Below are 18,634 nucleotides of genomic sequence, written 5' to 3'. Positions count from 1 at the left end.
AAATGTTTTATCTGTGCGAAAGCGAAGCGACAGCAACAAATGTTTTATCTGTGCGAAAGCGAAGTGACAGCAACAAATGTTTTTTGTAGCGAAAGCAAAGCGGCAGCAACAAATGTTTTCTGTAGCGAAAGCAAAGCGACAGCTACAAAGCCCCCCAGTCGAAACGGAAATCAACCCCACGTTATGGTGACGAACTATTTTGTTCGAAAATATAAAAATATTTTATAATTCCGACTATTTATCAAACTGTATATTCTCACGATTGTTTATGTTAAATTACTACTAATACATTCTAGAAAGACAGTTGTATTTTTAAGGAGGACAATATAATGAAGCTTAAATTTGGTCTATTGGCAAAAATTATTGTTGCTATTTTGTTAGCGGTAATACTCGGAAGCTTTATGCCAGAGCCAATTGTACGTATATTTGCAACATTCAATGGCTTATTCGGTAATTTTTTAAATTTTGTTGTACCACTTATTATTATTGCATTTATTGCTCCGGGCATTGCTCAGCTTGGGAAAGGCTCCGGGAAATTATTAGGTTTGGCAACATTCTTTGCTTATTTCTCAACAATCATTGCAGGAATATTTGCCTTTTTGGTAGCGCGAAATGTGTTACCCAATTTCATATCAAGTGGTGCTATGGAAAGCATGAAAAACCCAGAGGAATTTTTAGCACAGGCATTCTTTAAAGTTGAAATGCCGCCATTAATGGGTGTTATGTCAGCATTAATTTTTGCATTTATCGTAGGAATTGGAATGACAGCCATTCAAAGTGATGTGATGAAACGCGGTTTTGAAGAGTTTAATAAGATTATTGAAAAATTAATTTCATTTGTTATTATCCCACTTTTACCATTTCATATTTTTGGTATCTTCTTGAACATGACGTTTGGTGGGCAAGTCGCAAAAATTTTATCTGTCTTCGCAATTGTCTTCGTACTTATAATTGTGATGCATTGGGTAATATTGCTAGTGCAATACACTGCTGCGGGAGCTTTAAATAAGAAAAACCCATTTATGTTACTTCGAACAATGCTGCCTGCGTATTTTACAGCATTGGGTACACAATCTTCAGCTGCAGCTATTCCAGTTACATTGCGACAATCGCAAAAAACAGGGGCTTCAGAAAAAGTAACGAATTTTACAATCCCACTGTTTGCAACCATTCATTTATCAGGTAGTACGATTACAATCGTCACTTGTTCTTTAGGTGTTATGATGATGAATGGTATAGATATAGGTTTTGTACAATATATCGGCTTTATCTTTATGCTAGGTATTACGATGGTTGCTGCACCAGGTGTTCCAGGAGGAGGAGTCATGGCAGCAATTGGTTTACTGCAATCAATGCTCGGCTTCGATGAAACAATGGTTGCACTTATGATAGCATTGTACTTAGCGCAAGATAGCTTTGGTACGGCTACAAATGTAACTGGAGATGGCGCATTATCTATGATTGTTGATCGTTTCAACAAAAAAACAAATTAATACAGGATGAGTCATGGACAACATCATCTAAGCAAAAAAATCGCCTGCTACGGCGATTTTTTTTTCTTAGGATTTAGCTGTTATACAGATGTTGGAGTTTTCTTAAAGATTAATGACAGAGTGCATGGATTTACTAATAATTAAATAGCCCTAAAAGAATAGTGAATTTTTTTGTTACAAATTATTACAGTTTGTGCTTACTAAAATTCAATAAAATTTCACGATTATGTAGGGAGTTGTTGAAAAAAATGTAGTGCTAAAGAATTGAATTTAAAATTTTGTTAGAAAAAAATGCGATAAGATAGTTATTTTTTCATTTTATATGGAATTTGTTTAGAAAATGTTTAGTTTTATTTAGTACTATATGTGTGAAGAGATATAAATTTCAAATTTGTGGATTATATTACTGAGAATGGGTGTGGGAATGAGGGTAATTCATAATACAAAAGAATGAAGCGTAAAAAGAATTAGCAATTGAGAAGTAGTCTTTGAATTTAAAATAACTTAGACAGGAGTAATTGCTTATGGGAATAAAAATTGAGTCACCGATATTAGCTTTATCAAAAAAAATCAAAACAGGAAGCGCTGTAATTGGGGTTATAGGACTTGGCTATGTGGGGCTTCCATTAGCCTTAGAAATCGTCAATAAAGGTTTTGAAGTAATTGGTTTCGATAAAGACAATGAAAAAATTTCTAAATTAAAAAGTGGTGTTAGCTATATTGCTGATATGTCAAATGCAATTATCGAAAAAGCAATTTATGAAGAGAACCTTGAGCCGACAAATGATTTTGCTAAACTTGCACATGTAGATGTCATTATTATATGTGTACCGACACCTACGACCGCAGATGGAGCACCTAATATCTCGTATATTGTTGATGCAGCTAATGCAATCGAACAAAACATGTCCCCTAATACTTTAATAATTCTTGAAAGTACAACTTACCCCGGAACAACCGAAAAAGTAGTTCAACCAATCCTTGAAAAAGGTAACTTCGTAATTGGGAAAAATATATTTTTAGCTTATTCTCCTGAACGTGTGGACCCTGGAAATTTAAATTTTTCAGTTTCCAATACGCCTAAAGTAGTTGGCGGCATAACAGCAGCTTGTTTAGAAGTTTCCAAGCTTTTTTATGAAAAAGTAATCAATACAAATGTGTTTGCTGTAACAAGTCCAAACGTTGCTGAAATGGAAAAGTTACTAGAAAATACATTTCGGCAAATTAATATTGCCCTAGTTAATGAATTAAGTCAGATTTGCCATAAGATGGATATTGATGTGTGGGAAGTGATTGAAGCCGCCTCAACAAAGCCTTATGGTTTTATGCCATTTACACCTGGCCCTGGAGTTGGCGGTCATTGTATACCAGTAGACCCTAAATATTTATTATGGGCTGGCCAGCAGCATGGTATTTCTGCAACATTAATTGAGGCAGCAGATAAAATTAATGATTCCATGCCGAACTTTGTAGTTGAAAGACTAGAAAATTATTTACATGCACAGGAAAAAGAAATAAATGAGGCAGAGATTGTAGTTATTGGCATTACTTATAAGCCTAATATTAATGATTTCCGAGAATCACCAGCACTACATGTTATTAGGGAATTAAAGGAAAAGCAGTGTGATCTAAAGGTTATTGATCCATTTATCAGAACATTTTCAGTTGATAATGACATTTTTAACACTGTTTCACTAACACGAGAATTAATTCAAAAGGCTGATGCTGTCGTTATTTTAACGAATCATACAACCATTGATTATTCCTTAATTGATCAACATGCTGCTTTAATTTTTGATACGAGAAACACCCAATATCTATTTAAGAATGAAAATTATTACAAATTATAAGGGGATTCTTTAGAAATGATACGACTAAAATTATGTAGTCTATTCATCATTTTATTTTTAGCTGGGTGTCAAGCGTCTACTCAAAATCAGATTAAACCAGTTGATTCAACAATTGAGGTAAAGGAACATGATGGGACGATGAGTGATACTTATAGTCACATAGGCATTATTAGTCCAAAGGTAGCATTAACCTTTAATGGGCTTGCGGACAATGAAACAATGCAGCGTCTATTAAAGGTATTGGATCAATTTAACATGAAGGCAACATTCTTTGTAGAAGGTACACGAGTAGCGCAAGATCCGGAGTTAGTGAAGGACATTTTAGCTAAAGGTCACGAGGTAGAAAACGGAACATTAACATTTACTGAAATGACTGATTTAAATTATGAAGAAACGTATAAAGAAATTTATTTGGCGAATGAAGTTTTTGAAGAGCAATTAGGTTATACACCGAAATACGTTCGTAGTCGTTCCGGTGACTCAACTGACAATATGCGTTTAGCGGCTAAAACCCTCAATATGAAGGGAGTTGTAGAGTCTTCTATTAATCCGAAAGATCGCAATATGCAAAGTGCTGAGGAAATTGTGGATTATATTCATCGCTTTATCAACAGCGGATCTGTTATTCATTTAAACACATACATTAATCATGCGATTATAGATGTTATACCACTACTGTCGAAAGTAGGGGAAGAAAGAGGATACGTTTTCTCTACATTAACGGATGTCATAGATGAACAATATTTAGCAAAATCGTTAGAGGAAATTGCAGGCTATGATGCTATTAAAATGAACCCAGATTACAAAAATGTTAAACCCAATATGTTCTACCGTAAAAATACTTCAAAAAAGGAAGTTGCTTTAACCTTCGATGATTGGGCAAGTGAGGAGAGAATTAAAGAAATTTTAGATGTTCTTGATAAGTATCATGTTCAATCTACATTCTTTTTAATTGGCAAAGGTGTAGAAAAAGACCCGCAATTAGCACGATTAATTGTTGAGAGAGGACATGAGGTCGCAAGCCATTCTTACAATCACCTTGATGTTACGACAATGACACCAGAAGAGTTACAAAAGGATGTCGTGATGGCACATAGGGCGTTAACATATGCCTTACAGAAAGAACCTTTGCTGTATTTCAGGCCTAATAAAGGTGCTATTAATGAGGAGTCAGCGAAAATTATTGCCGCTACAGGTATCAAATCTATTGCTATGTATGATATAGCATCATTCGATTGGAATTTAAAATATACCGTTCGAGATATTTATAATCGTGTGATGACTAGAATTGCTCCAGGAAAGGTGATTGTTATGCACATTTTAGACGGTACAAAAACAGTTGAGGCATTGCCATTAATCATTGAAAAGTTGCAAAAAGATGGGTATAGTTTTGTGAAAATGTCGACTTGGATTGAAGAAGATTCAAATAAGAAAGTGAATTGATAATCATGAATAAGAAAAAAGAGATATTAACGATACCACGCTCTGATCGACGCATTTTATCGAATATTCCTGACCCAGAACATGTACGAAGTCTCGTTAATCGTCGAGGTGCTTCGTATCAAAAGGAAGAAATCGATCCTACAGATGTCAATGAAATATATCGCTTACAACTGTTAAGTTTACGCTATGAAACGAATTTTGAAGTACAAATTAAAAGAGCAAAGCAAAAGGGAAGTGACAAATATTATGCGGAGGATATCTCGGTTACAGGTATCCTTGTATTTTCCAATAGTCCTACTAATTTTTTAATAGATGAAATTATTACGATGAAATTTACTATACCTGGTGGTGCGATGCCGGAGGGCTATGAATCTAAGGTAAAGGTAAAAGCGAAAGTTGTTCGTCACTTTACAAAAGAAGTAGATGGTGAAACTAGATGCTATTATGCATGTGAATTTTTACAGCCTTTAAATGACTATATGTTAAAAAAACGATGGGGACTATCAATCTTTATGGCAAGTATTTTTTTATTGATAGTTTCTCTAATCGTTATGTTAATGCGGGCTGAAAGTGTCATTTATTTTAGATTCAATAAATTCTTATATCTATATAGTATTATTGCTGCAACTTTTCTTTTAAGTAGATATTTATTTGGTATTTTCTATAGGAATGTTCCGATAAACCCTAAGTTTGAACCAGGCGTTTCTATTATTATTCCAGTATTTAACGAAGAACAATGGATTCATAGAACAGTGTTAAGTTGTATTAATCAGTATTATCCTGTAGACAAACTAGAGGTTATTGTTGTAGATGATTGTTCGACAGATAGAACTGAGGAAAAAGCAAAAGAAATGATTGACCTTATTCATAGCGAGGGTGAGCGTTTTAAAACGGAGGATCGTTTAAGCTTCTATAAACTACCTCAAAATGGGGGGAAACGTGAGGCTTTAGTGGCAGGAGTGCATCTTGCTAAACATGATTTAGTTGTTTTTGTAGATTCTGATAGTTTTTTAGAACCTCATGCCATTCGAAATTTAGTACAGCCTTTCCAAGATCCTAAAATGGGTGGTGTGGCTGGAAGAACAGAAGTGGAAAATAAATTTACAAATGCTCTGACAAAATTGCAAACAGTTCGCTATTATATAGCCTTTCGGATCATGAAAGCTGCTGAATCTTGGTTCGATACAGTCACTTGTTTATCTGGACCTTTAGCATGTTATCGAAAAGAGCTTATTTTGAAGAACGAGACAGCATGGTTAAACCAAAAATTTCTTGGACAGCCTGCGACATTCGGGGATGACCGTAGTATGACAAACTATATTTTGAAAACACATCGAACGGGATATCAGGACAATGCTGTATGTTCTACAATTGTTCCATCCGATACAAAAGTCTTTTTATCTCAACAAATGAGATGGAAACGATCATGGCTACGCGAATCATTACGAGCATTTTTATTTATGTGGAAGAAGGAACCTTTTATGTTTCTTTTCTTCATCATCGGTTTAATCGTACCAATAGCAGCGCCTATTGTTGTTGTTTACAATTTAGTTTATGTACCAATTATGCATGGCATTTTTCCAACTACATTTTTAATGGGCTTGTTATTGATGGCAATGTTAATGAGCTTGGCCCATCTTTTCTTTAGAAAAAGTAAATTGTGGACGTTTGGTTTTATCTTTGTACTTTTCTATGAATTTATTTTGCTGTGGCAAATGCCTGTTGCATGGGTAACATTTTGGAAATCAACTTGGGGAACGAGAGAAACACCTCAAGATGTCATCGCTAAAGAAAAGAAATTAGAAAAACAAAAATTACGAAAATCTCGATTTTCGATTCTAAAAATTAGCAAAATGGGTGAGAAGGAATGAGTGAAAAAAATGTTGCATTAAATCCAGCTAAAAAGAATCGAAGGAAAATAATACGATCAATTGTTCAAACGATGATCGTTGTATTTTTAGCTGTTATTTTAATACGTGTGGTATTTTTAACGGATAAAAGGGTAGAGGAAACGGTTCCTTTAGTGAATGAAGATGGTTTCATTGCATTATCATATTTTGGAGTGAGCAGGGGTGAATCTCCTAAATATGTATCTAAAGAGAATTTGAGAAAGCAACTAGCACTGCTTGAAAGTCAAGGCTATAAAACCGTTACTCAGCAGGATATTTTAGATTTTTATCAGAAAAACAAACCATTGCCAGAAAAGGCGTTGTATTTATCATTTGAAGATGGACGTACAGATTCTAGTATATTTGCTCAAAACATCATGGAGGATCTCAATTATAAAGCTACCATGTTTACGTACGCCAATAAAATGGATACACGGGACAACAAATTTTTAAAGCCGAAAGACTTATTACTCATGAAGAAAAGTGGCTATTGGGAGTTGGGCTCTAATGGGTACCGTCTGACATATATTAATATGTATAACGATAAAGGACAGTCGTTAGGTGTAAAAGATGAAAATAATGTACCGAATAAAACGACTATCGAATATTATAATCATTATTTAATGGACTTCATTCGCAATCAATATATGATTCCAAGTGAAACGCGACAAGAAATGGAAAAGCGTATCCGAAAAGATTACAAGCTAATGCATGATATTTATGAGGGGGAATTAGGAGAAGTTCCAAAAGCCTATGCTATTATGCATGCCAACTCACTTTATAATAATATGGATTCGTTAGTTGAAAGTGCGAATAATAAAGAAATTAAGGATATGTTTAAAATGCATTTCAATTTGGAGCTAGGGGCATATAATGATGCGGATACTGATCTCTATAATTTAAGTAGATTACAAGTATCCCCCTATTGGTCTACCAATCATGTGATGATGAAAATCCGCCAAGCGAGTAAGCAAAATGTAGCATTTGAAGTCGGAGATTCTGAACGTGCCAAAGAATGGTCAGTATTGAAGGGGGCAGCAGAATTTGAAAATAATGAGATTACAATAACATCGGAACCTTCTAGTGAAGGACGGATAATATTAAAGGAAACTCTGCCAGAGAAATATAATGTAAACTTTGCCTTTAAAGGGAATGTCGTAGGACAACAATCTATTTATTTAAACTATGATGAAAAATATAATAGCTATATTCGGGTGGCATTAATCGATAATGAGATTGTTGTTTCTGAAAAATCACCACAGGCAAGCGTTATTGAAAAAGAACGTTTCCCGTTAAACGAAATAAAGTGGAATGAAGAAGAGTATGCATTTAATAAGGCTACTGTATACGATTATCTGGATACGCAAAAAGGCTCTAGAATTGACGAGGAAGAGTATCCGCGAAACTTAACAAAAAAGAGAGTATTTAACATTAATGTAGAAAATGGTAAAATCGACATAAGTGTAGATAATGTATTATCCAAGACAATTCAAGTAAATCCTGACATTCAAGGATCTAAAATTGGATTTGGTGCGTTGTTCAGTAAAAAAGAAACATCGCATGAACAGTATGCAGATGATATTTATGATACATTCATCGAAGATATTTTGATTACAGATGTTAACGATCAGACGCTTTTTACTAACCAATATACGAATTTCGATAAAGTAAAGCACAAAACATTGACTTTATTTAATAATGTTGTTGATTTCTTTATTGAAACCTTCTAAAACGGGGGGAACTAAATTCAAGTGAAAAAAATTTTTCTGTTTATCTGTATAGCACTGCTAATTATCACAGCTTGTAGTAATAGTAAAGAAGCACCTGTTCAGGCAAGGGAAGGTTTGAAGTACAAAGACAACCTTCAATTATCGATTTGGTTACCTGAATGGCAAAATAAATCTGCCATCGAGGATGTGAAAAATTCACAACAGGGCTTACAAGACATTCACGTTTTTGGAGCTTATTTTAATAAGAATGACCAATTATTATTAACTGAAGATGCAATAGAAACATTGAAACAAACACAACAACAATTTAATGAATCACATCATGTAATACTCACGTTAATTAACGATTACGTTACAGATAACGCCCCAATTGTTCAGAAGGATAGTGCGTTATTACATCGGTTGTTTAAAGATGCATCATCAAGGCAACAACATATTGATAATATTATGCAGGTTGTTGAACAATACAATGTGAATGGTATCGAAATTGATTATGAAAAGGTTGCGAAAGAGGATCTCTCTAGGTACGTCCAATTCATAGAGGAACTTTATGAACAGCTATTAAAAAAGGATGTTTCATTACATGTCGTACTAGAGCCGGAGTTTCCATTTAATATTAAATTACCGAGTGGGCCTAAATATACAGTGATGGCTTATAATGTGCATGGATATCATAGTGGCCCAGGTGCAAAGGCGACCTATTCATTTTTAAATGAATTAGTAAAAAAAATTAAAAAGTCTAATCAAAAATTAGCGATTGCCTTCTCAACTGGCGGATTCCAATGGATAAATCAAGGCAAGACGGTTGCTTTAACGGAGGTTGAGGCAGAGGACTTACTAAACAAAACGAAAGCAGTTAAACAACGCGATCAAGCAAGTGGTGCGGCTTACTTCACTTTTTTAGATGAACAAAATGTTAAGCATGAAGTTTGGTACGCCGATCAAGAAACACTTAAAAAATGGACAGCGCACGTGCAAAAAAGAAGCTACAATGAGGTTGTTTTATGGCGTGCCGGAGGTCTAAGCTCAAAAACATTACAATGGATTAACGAACAATCAAAGGAATGATTGAAAGAATTGCCGGAGTGACGGATGGAAGAGCCGATGCGATGGATGGAAAGGCGAGAGCGGCGGAAAGAAAAGCCGAGGTGACGGATAAAACCAGCCAGAACAGTCAAACTCGCGGATAGAAACGTTAGAATCGTGGATAGCACAGTCAAAGTTGCGGATAGAATTGCCGATGCGACGGAAAGAAGAGCCGAAGTGACGGATAGAAATCAGAGCGATGGAAAGAAGAGCCGAGGCGACGGAAAGAATCGTCAGAGCGACGGAAAGAAGAGCCGAAGTGACGGATAGAAATCAGAGCGATGGAAAGAAGAGCCAAGGCGACGGAAAGAAGAGCCGAGGCGACGGAAAGAATCGTCAGAGCGACGGAAAGAAGAGCCGAAGTGACGGATAGAAATCAGAGCGATGGAAAGAAGAGCCAAGGCGACGGAAAGAATCGTCAGAGCGACGGAAAGAAGAGCCGAAGTGACGGATGGAAATCAGAGCGCCGGAAAGAAGAGCCGAAGCGCCGGAAAGAATCGTCAGAGCGACGGAAAGAAGAGCCGAAGTGACGGATGGAAACCAGAGCGACGGAAAGAAGAGCCGAAGCGACGGATAGAAATCAGAGCGATGGAAAGAAGAGCCGAGGCGACGGAAAGAATCGTCAGAGCGACGGAAAGAAGAGTCGAAGTGACGGATAGAAATCAAAGCGACGGAAAGAAGAGCCGAGGCGACGGAAAGAATCATCAAAGCGACGGAAAGAAGAGCTGAAGTGACGGATGGAAATTAGAGCGACGGAAAGAAGAGCTGAGGTGACGGAAAGAATCGTCAGAGCGACGGAAAGAAGAGCCAAGGTGACGGATGGAAATCAGAGCGCCGGAAAGAAGAGCCGAAGTGACGGATAGAAATCAGAGCGATGGAAAGAAGAGCCAAGGCGACGGAAAGAATCGTCAGAGCGACGGAAAGAAGAGCCGAAGTGACGGATAGAAATCAGAGCGATGGAAAGAAGAGCCGAGGCGACGGAAAGAATCGTCAGAGCGACGGAAAGAAGAGCCGAAGTGACGGATAGAAATCAGAGCGCCGGAAAGAACAGCCATAACCGTGGATAAAACAGCTCTGAAGAATGGAACACCTTAGACCAAAAAAATCGCCAACTTCGGCGATTTTTTTATTGGAATTGAGAAAGGCGTGAAAAGAAATTTGTTACGAAGTCTAAAAATATTTTTTCTGATGGTGCAATTTCACGGTTTACAGGTGAAATAATACCGACTGTTCTTGGGATCACTGGTGCTTTAATTGGTACTTTTACTGTGAAGCGGGCAGCTGAATCATACAATGAGCTTTCTGGTAATAAGCTGACCCCGATGCCTGCAGCGACAAGACCCTTTAGTGCATCTAAGTCTTCACCCTCGGAGATGACGTTTGGCGAGAAGCCTGCAGCTCGGCAGGCATCCATAGCTACTTTATGTAATATGTATCCATCTGGGAATAATACAAATAAATCGTTACGTAAATCGGCAAGCTGAATACTTTCTTTTTTGGCTAATGGATGTTTTGCTGGCAGTAATGCGGCAATATTTTCAGTAAATAATATTGTTGAATGGATCGATTCGTCCCTTGGTGGAAGAGGGCCTAAAAAAGCTAAATTTAACTCACGATTTTTGACTGCATCAATTAAAAAACGATAGGAGCCTTGGCGGAGCTGGAATTGTAAATCTGGATATTCGCGCTTAAAGGCTGAAATAACAGTTGGTAATACATAGCTAGCCAAGCTCGTTGGAAAACCGATTTTTATTGTACCTTTAGCAGGATCTAAATATTCTTCAACTTGTTTTGCGGCAAAATCGATGGCTTTTAAAGCAGTAATTGTGTGCTCGAGAAATATTCTTCCAATCGGTGTCAATTTAACATTTCGTCCGACACGTTCAAAAAGTGGTGTGCCTAATTCATCTTCTAAATTAGCAATTTGTCGGCTTATTGCAGATTGAGCAACATGAAGATGTTCGGCAGCTTCTGAAATGTGTTCACGCTCAGCAACTTCAACAAAATAACGTAATTGACGTAACTCCACTAGATATTCACCTCTATTAATCGAAAAATACGATTGATTATACCTTAATTATATACTATTTAAGATGAAAAATGATTGTCAATAAACAAATGATGGCTAGCAAGCTTTAATTGGAGCTCAAGGAAGTAAGGTGAAGATTATTTTCTCAAAGAGTGTTGCTAAACGAAAGAGTTGAATATTGTTATATTTTGGATTTCAGTAATAGGCGAATGAAATAGTATAATTAAGCATGATTTATCTTTCGTAAGAGGTGTAGCATTTGTTTAAAAAGAAAATATTGATTGGACATTCAGAAGATACTGTCCTGGCAATTATCGAACACTTAGAGAAAAGTAACATTCCGTTTGAAATAGGAATCAAAGATGTTTTAAAGCGGTCGTCTGAAGAATACGAAGGTTTTTATATGGTTAAAGTTCAAAAGAAATGTGCGAAACAAGTAGAAGCCATTGTTGCGCAGTACGTGTCACAAGAAGATTTGAAACATTGGTATAAAGTAGAGAAAAAGAAAAGTAGAAAATTAGAGAGGAAGGAAAAAGCTTTTTATTTGTTTGCAGCCTTTATATATTTTATAGCGGTAGTGGCGATCGAAATGGGTAAAGCAATAGAAGTGGACATTGTTTCGTATTTCGGTTGCGGTGTGTTATTGCTGGGCGGCGTGTTTATGACGACATATTATTACAAAGAGATGAAAAAAGAATCGGGTGATTTGAGAGAAATCAATAAACAGTCGATGATTTTCCCTATTTGTATAATATTTTACGCCGTTTCTTCTTTTATATCTGTATTTTTATATTAATTACTTTCTTCTTTTAGATAGAGACTTTGTGCTTCTTTAATTTAATACTGCTTCATACATATACAAATCTCCACATTTTGAAAGCCTCCTGAAACTGCATTATATCCAAACATAATCGTATACGAAAACAGCAAAAGAGAAAAATACAGTAAAAAATGCATTATCTACATTTATAATTTTGCCCACCTGAAATTTAGAACGACATTGGTTAAAACTAATACCATGTTTAATAAGTTGATTTCCGGTCCCCATGAAAGCGCCAAGCCAAAAAGGAAATCAACCCAAGTTATACTAGCTAGTACTCTCGAGAATCTTTCTTTTATTTGATTCCATTCTAATAAAAAAGGTTATAGTATTGGTATTGATATTTATACATTTTTGTCACAAAACAGCTACAATTCGCACTTTCTGCGGGGTTTTCACTATGTAGCTAGATGAAACTGATTCTCAATTAGATTTATTTCATTGAAAATGAGGAAAGTTGATTCTCATTGTCAATGACGATTAGCAATAATCTGAAAATGCTTGCAAACTCTTTATTATTAAGGATTGTTTCAGATGAAAATGAAAGTGATTGAAATGGTTTGCATAGAGAACGATTTTCAGTTAAGATTAGAATGATGATAATTAAGGAATGGTTCACCATTCACTGAACACACTATGGAGGTATTTTCATGTCAACTTTAGTTATTAAAGATCTTCACGTTGAAATCGACGGGAAAGAGATTTTAAAAGGCGTAAACCTTACAATTAATACAAATGAAATTCATGCAATCATGGGACCAAACGGAACTGGTAAATCAACACTAGCTTCTGCGATTATGGGTCACCCAAAATATGAAGTAACTTCTGGTACAGTAGAACTTGATGGCGAAAATGTACTAGAAATGGAAGTAGACGAGCGTGCTCAAGCTGGTTTATTCCTAGCAATGCAATATCCTTCTGAAATCGCTGGTGTAACAAATGCTGACTTTTTACGCTCAGCTATTAATGCACGCCGTGAAGAGGGCGATGAAATTTCTTTAATGAAATTTATCCGTGAATTAGATAAAAACATGGAATTCCTTGAAATGCACGAAGATATGGCACAACGTTATTTAAATGAAGGTTTCTCTGGCGGTGAGAAAAAACGTAACGAAATTCTTCAATTAATGATGATTAAACCAACTTTCGCCATTTTAGATGAAATTGACTCTGGTCTTGATATTGACGCACTTAAAGTTGTTTCTAAAGGAATTAATGCAATGCGTGGAGAAGGATTCGGCTGCTTAATGATCACTCACTACCAACGTCTACTTAACTACATTACACCAGACCATGTACACGTAATGATGCAAGGTCGCGTTGTTAAATCAGGTGGAGAAGAATTAGCACAACGTTTAGAAGCGGAAGGCTATGACTGGATTAAAAAAGAATTAGGTATCGAAGAAGAAACTGAAGAACAAGAAGCATAAGAGGGAGGACGAACTAGCATGACAGTGGAACTTAACTTGCCTGTAACAGTACAGGACGTGCGCTCGTTCTCAGAAGCAAATGGAGAACCGGCTTGGTTTACAGAACTTCGCGCGGCAGCACTAGACAAAGTAACTGGTTTAGATTTGCCAAAACCAGACAGAACAAATATTACAAAATGGGATTTCGTAAATTTCCCAACTCATACAGTTGACAGTGAAGGATTTGCTTCACTTGATGCATTACCAGAAGAAGCAAAAGGTTTAATTGATTTTGAGGCACAAGAAAATCTTTATGTTCAACGCAATAACACACCAGCTTTCATTAAAACATCACAAGAATTAGCTGATAAAGGTGTTATTTTTACAGATATTTTAACAGCGGTTCGTGAACATGGCGACCTTGTTAAAAAGTACTTTATGACAGAAGCTGTAAAAGTTGATGAGCATAAATTAACAGCACTTCATGCGGCACTTGTTAACGGTGGTGTGTTCGTATATGTACCTAAAAATGTCATTATCGAAGAGCCGCTTCAAGTAGTATTCTTAAATGATAACGCAGAAGCCTCATTATATAACCACGTATTAGTTGTTGCTGAAGCAAATTCAGCTGTAACTTATGTTGAAACATATATTTCAACAGTTGAAGAAGCAAAAGGTCAAGCAAACATTATTGCTGAAGTAGTAGTTCAAGACAATGCACAAGTTACTTACGGTGCGGTTGATGTACTTGCAAAAGGATATACTACTTATGTAAATCGTCGTGCACGACTAGCTCGTGATGCGAAAGTAGATTGGGCTCTTGGCTTAATGAATGACTCAGATACTATTTCTGAAAATATTACACATCTAATCGGTGACGGTTCCCATGCTGATACAAAAACAGTAGTTGTTGGTCGCGGTGAACAAAAACTTAACTTTACTACTGAAGTTCGTCACTGGGGTAAGAACTCAAATGGTCATATCTTAAAGCATGGTGTAATGAAAGATGCAGCACAATCAATCTTTAATGGTATTGGTTACATCGAACACGGTGCGACAAAAGCAGATGCACAGCAAGAATCACGTGTGTTAATGCTTTCTGAAAAAGCTCGTGGCGATGCCAACCCAATTCTATTGATCGATGAAGACGATGTAACAGCAGGACACGCAGCATCTGTTGGTCGAGTAGATCCACTACAACTTTACTACTTAATGAGTCGTGGTATCTCGAAAGCAGAAGCAGAGCGCCTTGTTATCCATGGATTCCTTGCGCCAGTTGTTACGCAATTACCTATTGAAGGCGTTCAAAAGCAACTGACGGAGGTTATTGAAAGGAAAGTTCGCTAATGATGAATAAAGACATTAAAAGCTATTTCCCAATTTTAGATCAGGAAGTAAACGGTCATAAGCTTGTTTACCTTGATAGCGCAGCAACTTCTCAAAAGCCTATTCAAGTGATTGAAGCAATGCAGCATTATTATGAATTCGATAATTCTAATGTTCACCGTGGTGTGCATACATTAGGAAACCGTGCAACTGACAAGTATGAGGGTGCGCGTGAAAAGGTTCGTAATTTTATTAATGCGACATCAACACAAGAAATTATTTTTACTCGCGGTACTACAACTGCTTTAAATACAGTTGCATCAAGTTATGGTCGTGCTAATGTTGCTGAAGGTGATGAAATTGTTATTACGCATATGGAGCACCACTCTAATATTATTCCTTGGCAACAACTAGCAAAGGAAAAAAATGCAACGCTGAAATATATTGAGCTTGAAGCGGATGGCACACTTAACCTAGAAAAGGTACGTGCGACAATTACACCTAAAACAAAAATTGTGTCGGTGTCAATGGCTTCAAACGTCCTTGGAACGATTAACCCGATTAAAGAAATCGCTCAAATTGCACATGCTAATGGTGCTGTAATGGTAGCGGATGGTGCACAAGCAGCACCACATATGAAAATCGATGTACAGAATTTAGATGTAGATTTCTTAGGGTTCTCGGGTCATAAAATGTGCGGACCAACTGGAATAGGTGTACTATATGGTAAAAAGGAACACCTTGAAAAGATGGAGCCAATTGAATTTGGTGGCGAAATGATTGACTTTGTTGGACTTTACGATTCAACGTGGAAGGAATTACCGTGGAAGTTTGAAGGTGGAACTCCTATTATTGCAGGTGCAGTAGGTTTAGGAGCCGCTATTGATTTCTTAACTGAAATTGGGTTAGATAACATTGCGGAGCATGAGCATAAGCTTGCAGGCTACGCGATGAATCAGCTTGAAACAATTGACGGACTTAAAATTTTCGGCCCACGTGATCCAATGAAGCGTTGTGGACTTGTAACGTTTAACCTAGACGATGTACATCCACATGATGTGGCAACGGTTCTTGATATGAATGGTATCGCTGTTCGTGCAGGACATCATTGCGCTCAGCCACTAATGAAATGTCTTCAACAAGTAGCGACAGCGCGTGCAAGCTTCTATCTGTATAATACGGAGGAAGATATTGACCGCCTAGTTGCGGGGTTACGTTCCGCGAAGGAGTATTTTGGCGATGTCTTTTAATAATTTAGATCAACTATATCGTTCAGTCATTATGGATCACTATAAAAATCCTCGTAATAAAGGATCTATTGAAGAAGATGCTGTTACGATCGATATGAATAATCCGACTTGTGGAGACCGTATTCACTTAACGCTAAAAGTGACTGACGGTATTGTAGAAGATGCGAAGTTTGACGGTGAGGGCTGTTCCATTTCAATGTCTTCTGCTTCTATGATGACGCAGCTTATTAAAGGGAAAAAAGTAGAGGAAGCATTAGAGCTTGCTGACATTTTTTCTAAAATGATGATGGGCGAAGACTATAGCGAAAAATATGACCTTGAGGATGTTGAGGCACTGCAAGGTGTTTCTCAATTTCCAGCACGTATTAAATGTGCGACATTAGCTTGGAAAGCGATGGAAAAAGGTGTAAAGCAATAATATCTAAATTTGAGTGAAAGTCACTATTGGTGCTTTCACTCAAAGCAAGATAACTGAGCTTGAAACAAGATAACAATAATGCATGAACGGAGGAGAAACGATGGCTAAAAAAATGCCTGATATTGGCGATTACAAATACGGATTCCATGACAAGGACGTATCAATTTTCCGTTCAAAACGTGGTTTAACTGAAGAAATCGTCCGTGAAATTTCAACTATGAAACAAGAGCCAGAGTGGATGCTTGAATACCGCTTAAAAGCACTTGAAACGTTTTATACAAAACCAATGCCGCAATGGGGTGGCGACCTAGGAGATTTAGATTTTGATGAAATTACGTATTACGTAAAACCATCAGAAGCTACACAAAAATCTTGGGATGAAGTACCTGATGAAATTAAAGCTACTTTTGATAAATTAGGTATTCCAGAAGCAGAGCAAAAATACCTAGCAGGTGTATCTGCTCAGTACGAATCTGAAGTTGTTTATCACAACATGAAACAAGACCTTGAAGACCTTGGTATTGTGTTCAAAGATACTGACTCAGCATTACGTGAAAATGAAGATATTTTCAAACAATACTGGGGCAAAGTGATTCCTTACACTGATAACAAATTTGCTGCACTAAACTCGGCTGTTTGGTCAGGTGGATCATTCATCTATGTACCACCAGGTGTAAAAGTGGAAACGCCATTACAAGCTTACTTCCGTATTAACTCTGAAAACATGGGTCAATTCGAACGTACGTTAATTATTGTAGATGAAGGTGCTCACGTACACTATGTTGAAGGTTGTACAGCTCCTGTTTACACGACAAACTCTTTACACTCGGCTGTAGTAGAAATTGTTGTACGTAAAGATGCGTACTGCCGTTATACAACGATTCAAAACTGGGCAAATAACGTTTACAACCTTGTAACAAAACGTACAGTTGTTGAAGAAAACGGTACAATGGAATGGATCGATGGTAACATCGGTTCTAAGTTAACAATGAAGTACCCAGCTTGTATCCTTAAAGGTGAAGGCGCTCGTGGTATGACATTATCAATCGCTCTAGCAGGTAAAGGTCAACACCAACACGCAGGTGCAAAAATGATTCATATGGCACCAAATACATCTTCAACAATCGTTTCTAAATCGATTGCTAAACAAGGTGGTAAGGTAACATATATGGGTCAAGTTCGTTTCGGCCCTAAAGCAAGTGGTGCACGTGCTAACATCGAATGTGATACGTTAATCATGGATAACCAATCTACTTCAGATACAATTCCATACAACGAAATCTTAAATGATAATGTTTCTTTAGAGCATGAAGCGAAAGTTTCAAAAGTATCAGAGGAACAATTATTCTACTTAATGTCTCGTGGTATTTCTGAAGAAGAAGCGACAGAAATGATCGTAATGGGCTTCATCGAGCCATTCACAAAAGAGTTACCAATGGAATACGCAGTAGAAATGAACCGTCTTATCAAGTTTGAGATGGAGGGGTCTATCGGATAATACGCCGATAAACGAGGTAAATAAGGGTTTTAACCCCTTATTGTCCACAAATTTCTTTTATAGAAATCGAGTGCAGTGCACTCGATTTTTTTTATGCGGATGTTGTTCACATAGCTTTACCACCCCTTTTTTACGTGAATAAAAACTTGTGGAGAAGATCATAAATTGATAAATTTTAATTTGAATATTTTATGAACACTCTTGTAAAATCTATAGCTTTTTTTAATGAAAAGGCACATTATTATAAGATAATTACTATATTTAGAGCTATTAATATACATCTTTTGTGAAAAAACATAACAGTATAATGCGACTTTTATCACATTTATACATAGTTTGCTTAATTTTAAATCCATAGCTATCATACGAGTAGAAATACATTTTCAAAGAAAA

At 36.7% G+C, this 18,634-nt stretch carries 13 protein-coding genes; 12 read left to right on the top strand and 1 reads right to left on the bottom strand.

What is annotated here, in order from left to right:
• Positions 1–329: 329 nt before the first annotated feature.
• The 6 genes from MY533_RS18005 to MY533_RS17980 all read left to right on the top strand — a co-directional run bounded on the left by MY533_RS18005 (position 330) and on the right by MY533_RS17980 (position 9,473).
• The gene (locus MY533_RS18005) at positions 330–1,493 is read left to right on the top strand and encodes a dicarboxylate/amino acid:cation symporter (protein ID WP_132361809.1); all 1,164 of its coding nucleotides are present in this window, start codon (positions 330–332) and stop codon (positions 1,491–1,493) included.
• A gap of 524 nt (positions 1,494–2,017) precedes the next feature.
• On the top strand, positions 2,018–3,343 hold the full coding sequence (locus MY533_RS18000) for a nucleotide sugar dehydrogenase (RefSeq protein ID WP_248717026.1): 1,326 nt from the start codon (positions 2,018–2,020) through the stop codon (positions 3,341–3,343).
• A 15-nt stretch (positions 3,344–3,358) separates the two neighbouring features.
• Positions 3,359–4,786 (top strand): polysaccharide deacetylase family protein, encoded by a 1,428-nt coding sequence (locus MY533_RS17995; RefSeq protein WP_248717025.1) that lies wholly within the window; start codon positions 3,359–3,361, stop codon positions 4,784–4,786.
• A 5-nt stretch (positions 4,787–4,791) separates the two neighbouring features.
• The gene (locus tag MY533_RS17990) at positions 4,792–6,657 is read left to right on the top strand and encodes a glycosyltransferase family 2 protein (RefSeq protein ID WP_248717024.1); all 1,866 of its coding nucleotides are present in this window, start codon (positions 4,792–4,794) and stop codon (positions 6,655–6,657) included.
• Positions 6,654–8,405: a polysaccharide deacetylase family protein gene (locus tag MY533_RS17985; RefSeq protein WP_248717023.1), complete on the top strand. Its 1,752-nt coding sequence runs from the start codon at positions 6,654–6,656 to the stop codon at positions 8,403–8,405. The genes MY533_RS17990 and MY533_RS17985 overlap by 4 nt, the downstream gene beginning before the upstream one ends.
• Before the next feature lie 21 nt (positions 8,406–8,426).
• The gene (locus tag MY533_RS17980; RefSeq protein ID WP_248717022.1) at positions 8,427–9,473 is read left to right on the top strand and encodes a glycosyl hydrolase family 18 protein; all 1,047 of its coding nucleotides are present in this window, start codon (positions 8,427–8,429) and stop codon (positions 9,471–9,473) included.
• A gap of 1,144 nt (positions 9,474–10,617) precedes the next feature.
• Here the strand turns inward: MY533_RS17980 and MY533_RS17975 are convergent.
• Positions 10,618–11,520 carry a glutamate biosynthesis transcriptional regulator GltC gene (locus tag MY533_RS17975; protein WP_248717021.1) on the bottom strand — a complete coding sequence of 301 codons (903 nt, stop codon included), beginning with the start codon at positions 11,518–11,520 and terminating at the stop codon, positions 10,618–10,620.
• A gap of 259 nt (positions 11,521–11,779) precedes the next feature.
• Between MY533_RS17975 and MY533_RS17970 the strand changes: the two genes are divergently transcribed.
• The 6 genes from MY533_RS17970 to sufB all read left to right on the top strand — a co-directional run bounded on the left by MY533_RS17970 (position 11,780) and on the right by sufB (position 18,241).
• Positions 11,780–12,316 carry a hypothetical protein gene (locus tag MY533_RS17970; protein ID WP_248717020.1) on the top strand — a complete coding sequence of 179 codons (537 nt, stop codon included), beginning with the start codon at positions 11,780–11,782 and terminating at the stop codon, positions 12,314–12,316.
• A 674-nt stretch (positions 12,317–12,990) separates the two neighbouring features.
• Positions 12,991–13,770, top strand: a complete 780-nt coding sequence (gene sufC, locus MY533_RS17965; RefSeq protein ID WP_024362714.1) for a Fe-S cluster assembly ATPase SufC — start codon at positions 12,991–12,993, stop codon at positions 13,768–13,770.
• Between the two features lie 18 nt (positions 13,771–13,788).
• Positions 13,789–15,096, top strand: coding sequence for a Fe-S cluster assembly protein SufD (sufD, locus tag MY533_RS17960; protein ID WP_248717019.1), 1,308 nt, complete (start codon positions 13,789–13,791; stop codon positions 15,094–15,096).
• Positions 15,096–16,325: a cysteine desulfurase gene (locus MY533_RS17955; RefSeq protein WP_248717018.1), complete on the top strand. Its 1,230-nt coding sequence runs from the start codon at positions 15,096–15,098 to the stop codon at positions 16,323–16,325. Before sufD ends, MY533_RS17955 begins: the two co-directional genes overlap by 1 nt.
• Positions 16,315–16,743, top strand: a complete 429-nt coding sequence (gene sufU, locus MY533_RS17950; protein ID WP_248717017.1) for a Fe-S cluster assembly sulfur transfer protein SufU — start codon at positions 16,315–16,317, stop codon at positions 16,741–16,743. Before MY533_RS17955 ends, sufU begins: the two co-directional genes overlap by 11 nt.
• A gap of 100 nt (positions 16,744–16,843) precedes the next feature.
• The gene (gene sufB, locus MY533_RS17945; RefSeq protein WP_068985344.1) at positions 16,844–18,241 is read left to right on the top strand and encodes a Fe-S cluster assembly protein SufB; all 1,398 of its coding nucleotides are present in this window, start codon (positions 16,844–16,846) and stop codon (positions 18,239–18,241) included.
• Positions 18,242–18,634: the final 393 nt, after the last annotated feature.

The organism is Lysinibacillus sp. Ag94, from assembly GCF_023242215.1.
Lineage (GTDB): Bacteria > Bacillota > Bacilli > Bacillales_A > Planococcaceae > Lysinibacillus.
The sequence above is the reverse complement of the archived record's forward strand: the minus strand, read 5'-3'. Positions and strand labels throughout refer to the sequence as shown.

Excerpts from the sequence above, each read along its gene's own strand:
- MY533_RS17990 (WP_248717024.1), top strand. The coding sequence starts at position 4,792 with ATGAATAAGAAAAAAGAGATATTAACGATACCACGCTCTGATCGACGC.
- sufC (WP_024362714.1), top strand. The coding sequence starts at position 12,991 with ATGTCAACTTTAGTTATTAAAGATCTTCACGTTGAAATCGACGGGAAA.
- sufD (WP_248717019.1), top strand. The coding sequence starts at position 13,789 with ATGACAGTGGAACTTAACTTGCCTGTAACAGTACAGGACGTGCGCTCG.
- sufB (WP_068985344.1), top strand. The coding sequence starts at position 16,844 with ATGGCTAAAAAAATGCCTGATATTGGCGATTACAAATACGGATTCCAT.
- sufU (WP_248717017.1), top strand. The coding sequence starts at position 16,315 with ATGTCTTTTAATAATTTAGATCAACTATATCGTTCAGTCATTATGGAT.
- MY533_RS17955 (WP_248717018.1), top strand. The coding sequence starts at position 15,096 with ATGATGAATAAAGACATTAAAAGCTATTTCCCAATTTTAGATCAGGAA.
- MY533_RS17995 (WP_248717025.1), top strand. The coding sequence starts at position 3,359 with ATGATACGACTAAAATTATGTAGTCTATTCATCATTTTATTTTTAGCT.
- MY533_RS18005 (WP_132361809.1), top strand. The coding sequence starts at position 330 with ATGAAGCTTAAATTTGGTCTATTGGCAAAAATTATTGTTGCTATTTTG.
- MY533_RS18000 (WP_248717026.1), top strand. The coding sequence starts at position 2,018 with ATGGGAATAAAAATTGAGTCACCGATATTAGCTTTATCAAAAAAAATC.
- MY533_RS17985 (WP_248717023.1), top strand. The coding sequence starts at position 6,654 with ATGAGTGAAAAAAATGTTGCATTAAATCCAGCTAAAAAGAATCGAAGG.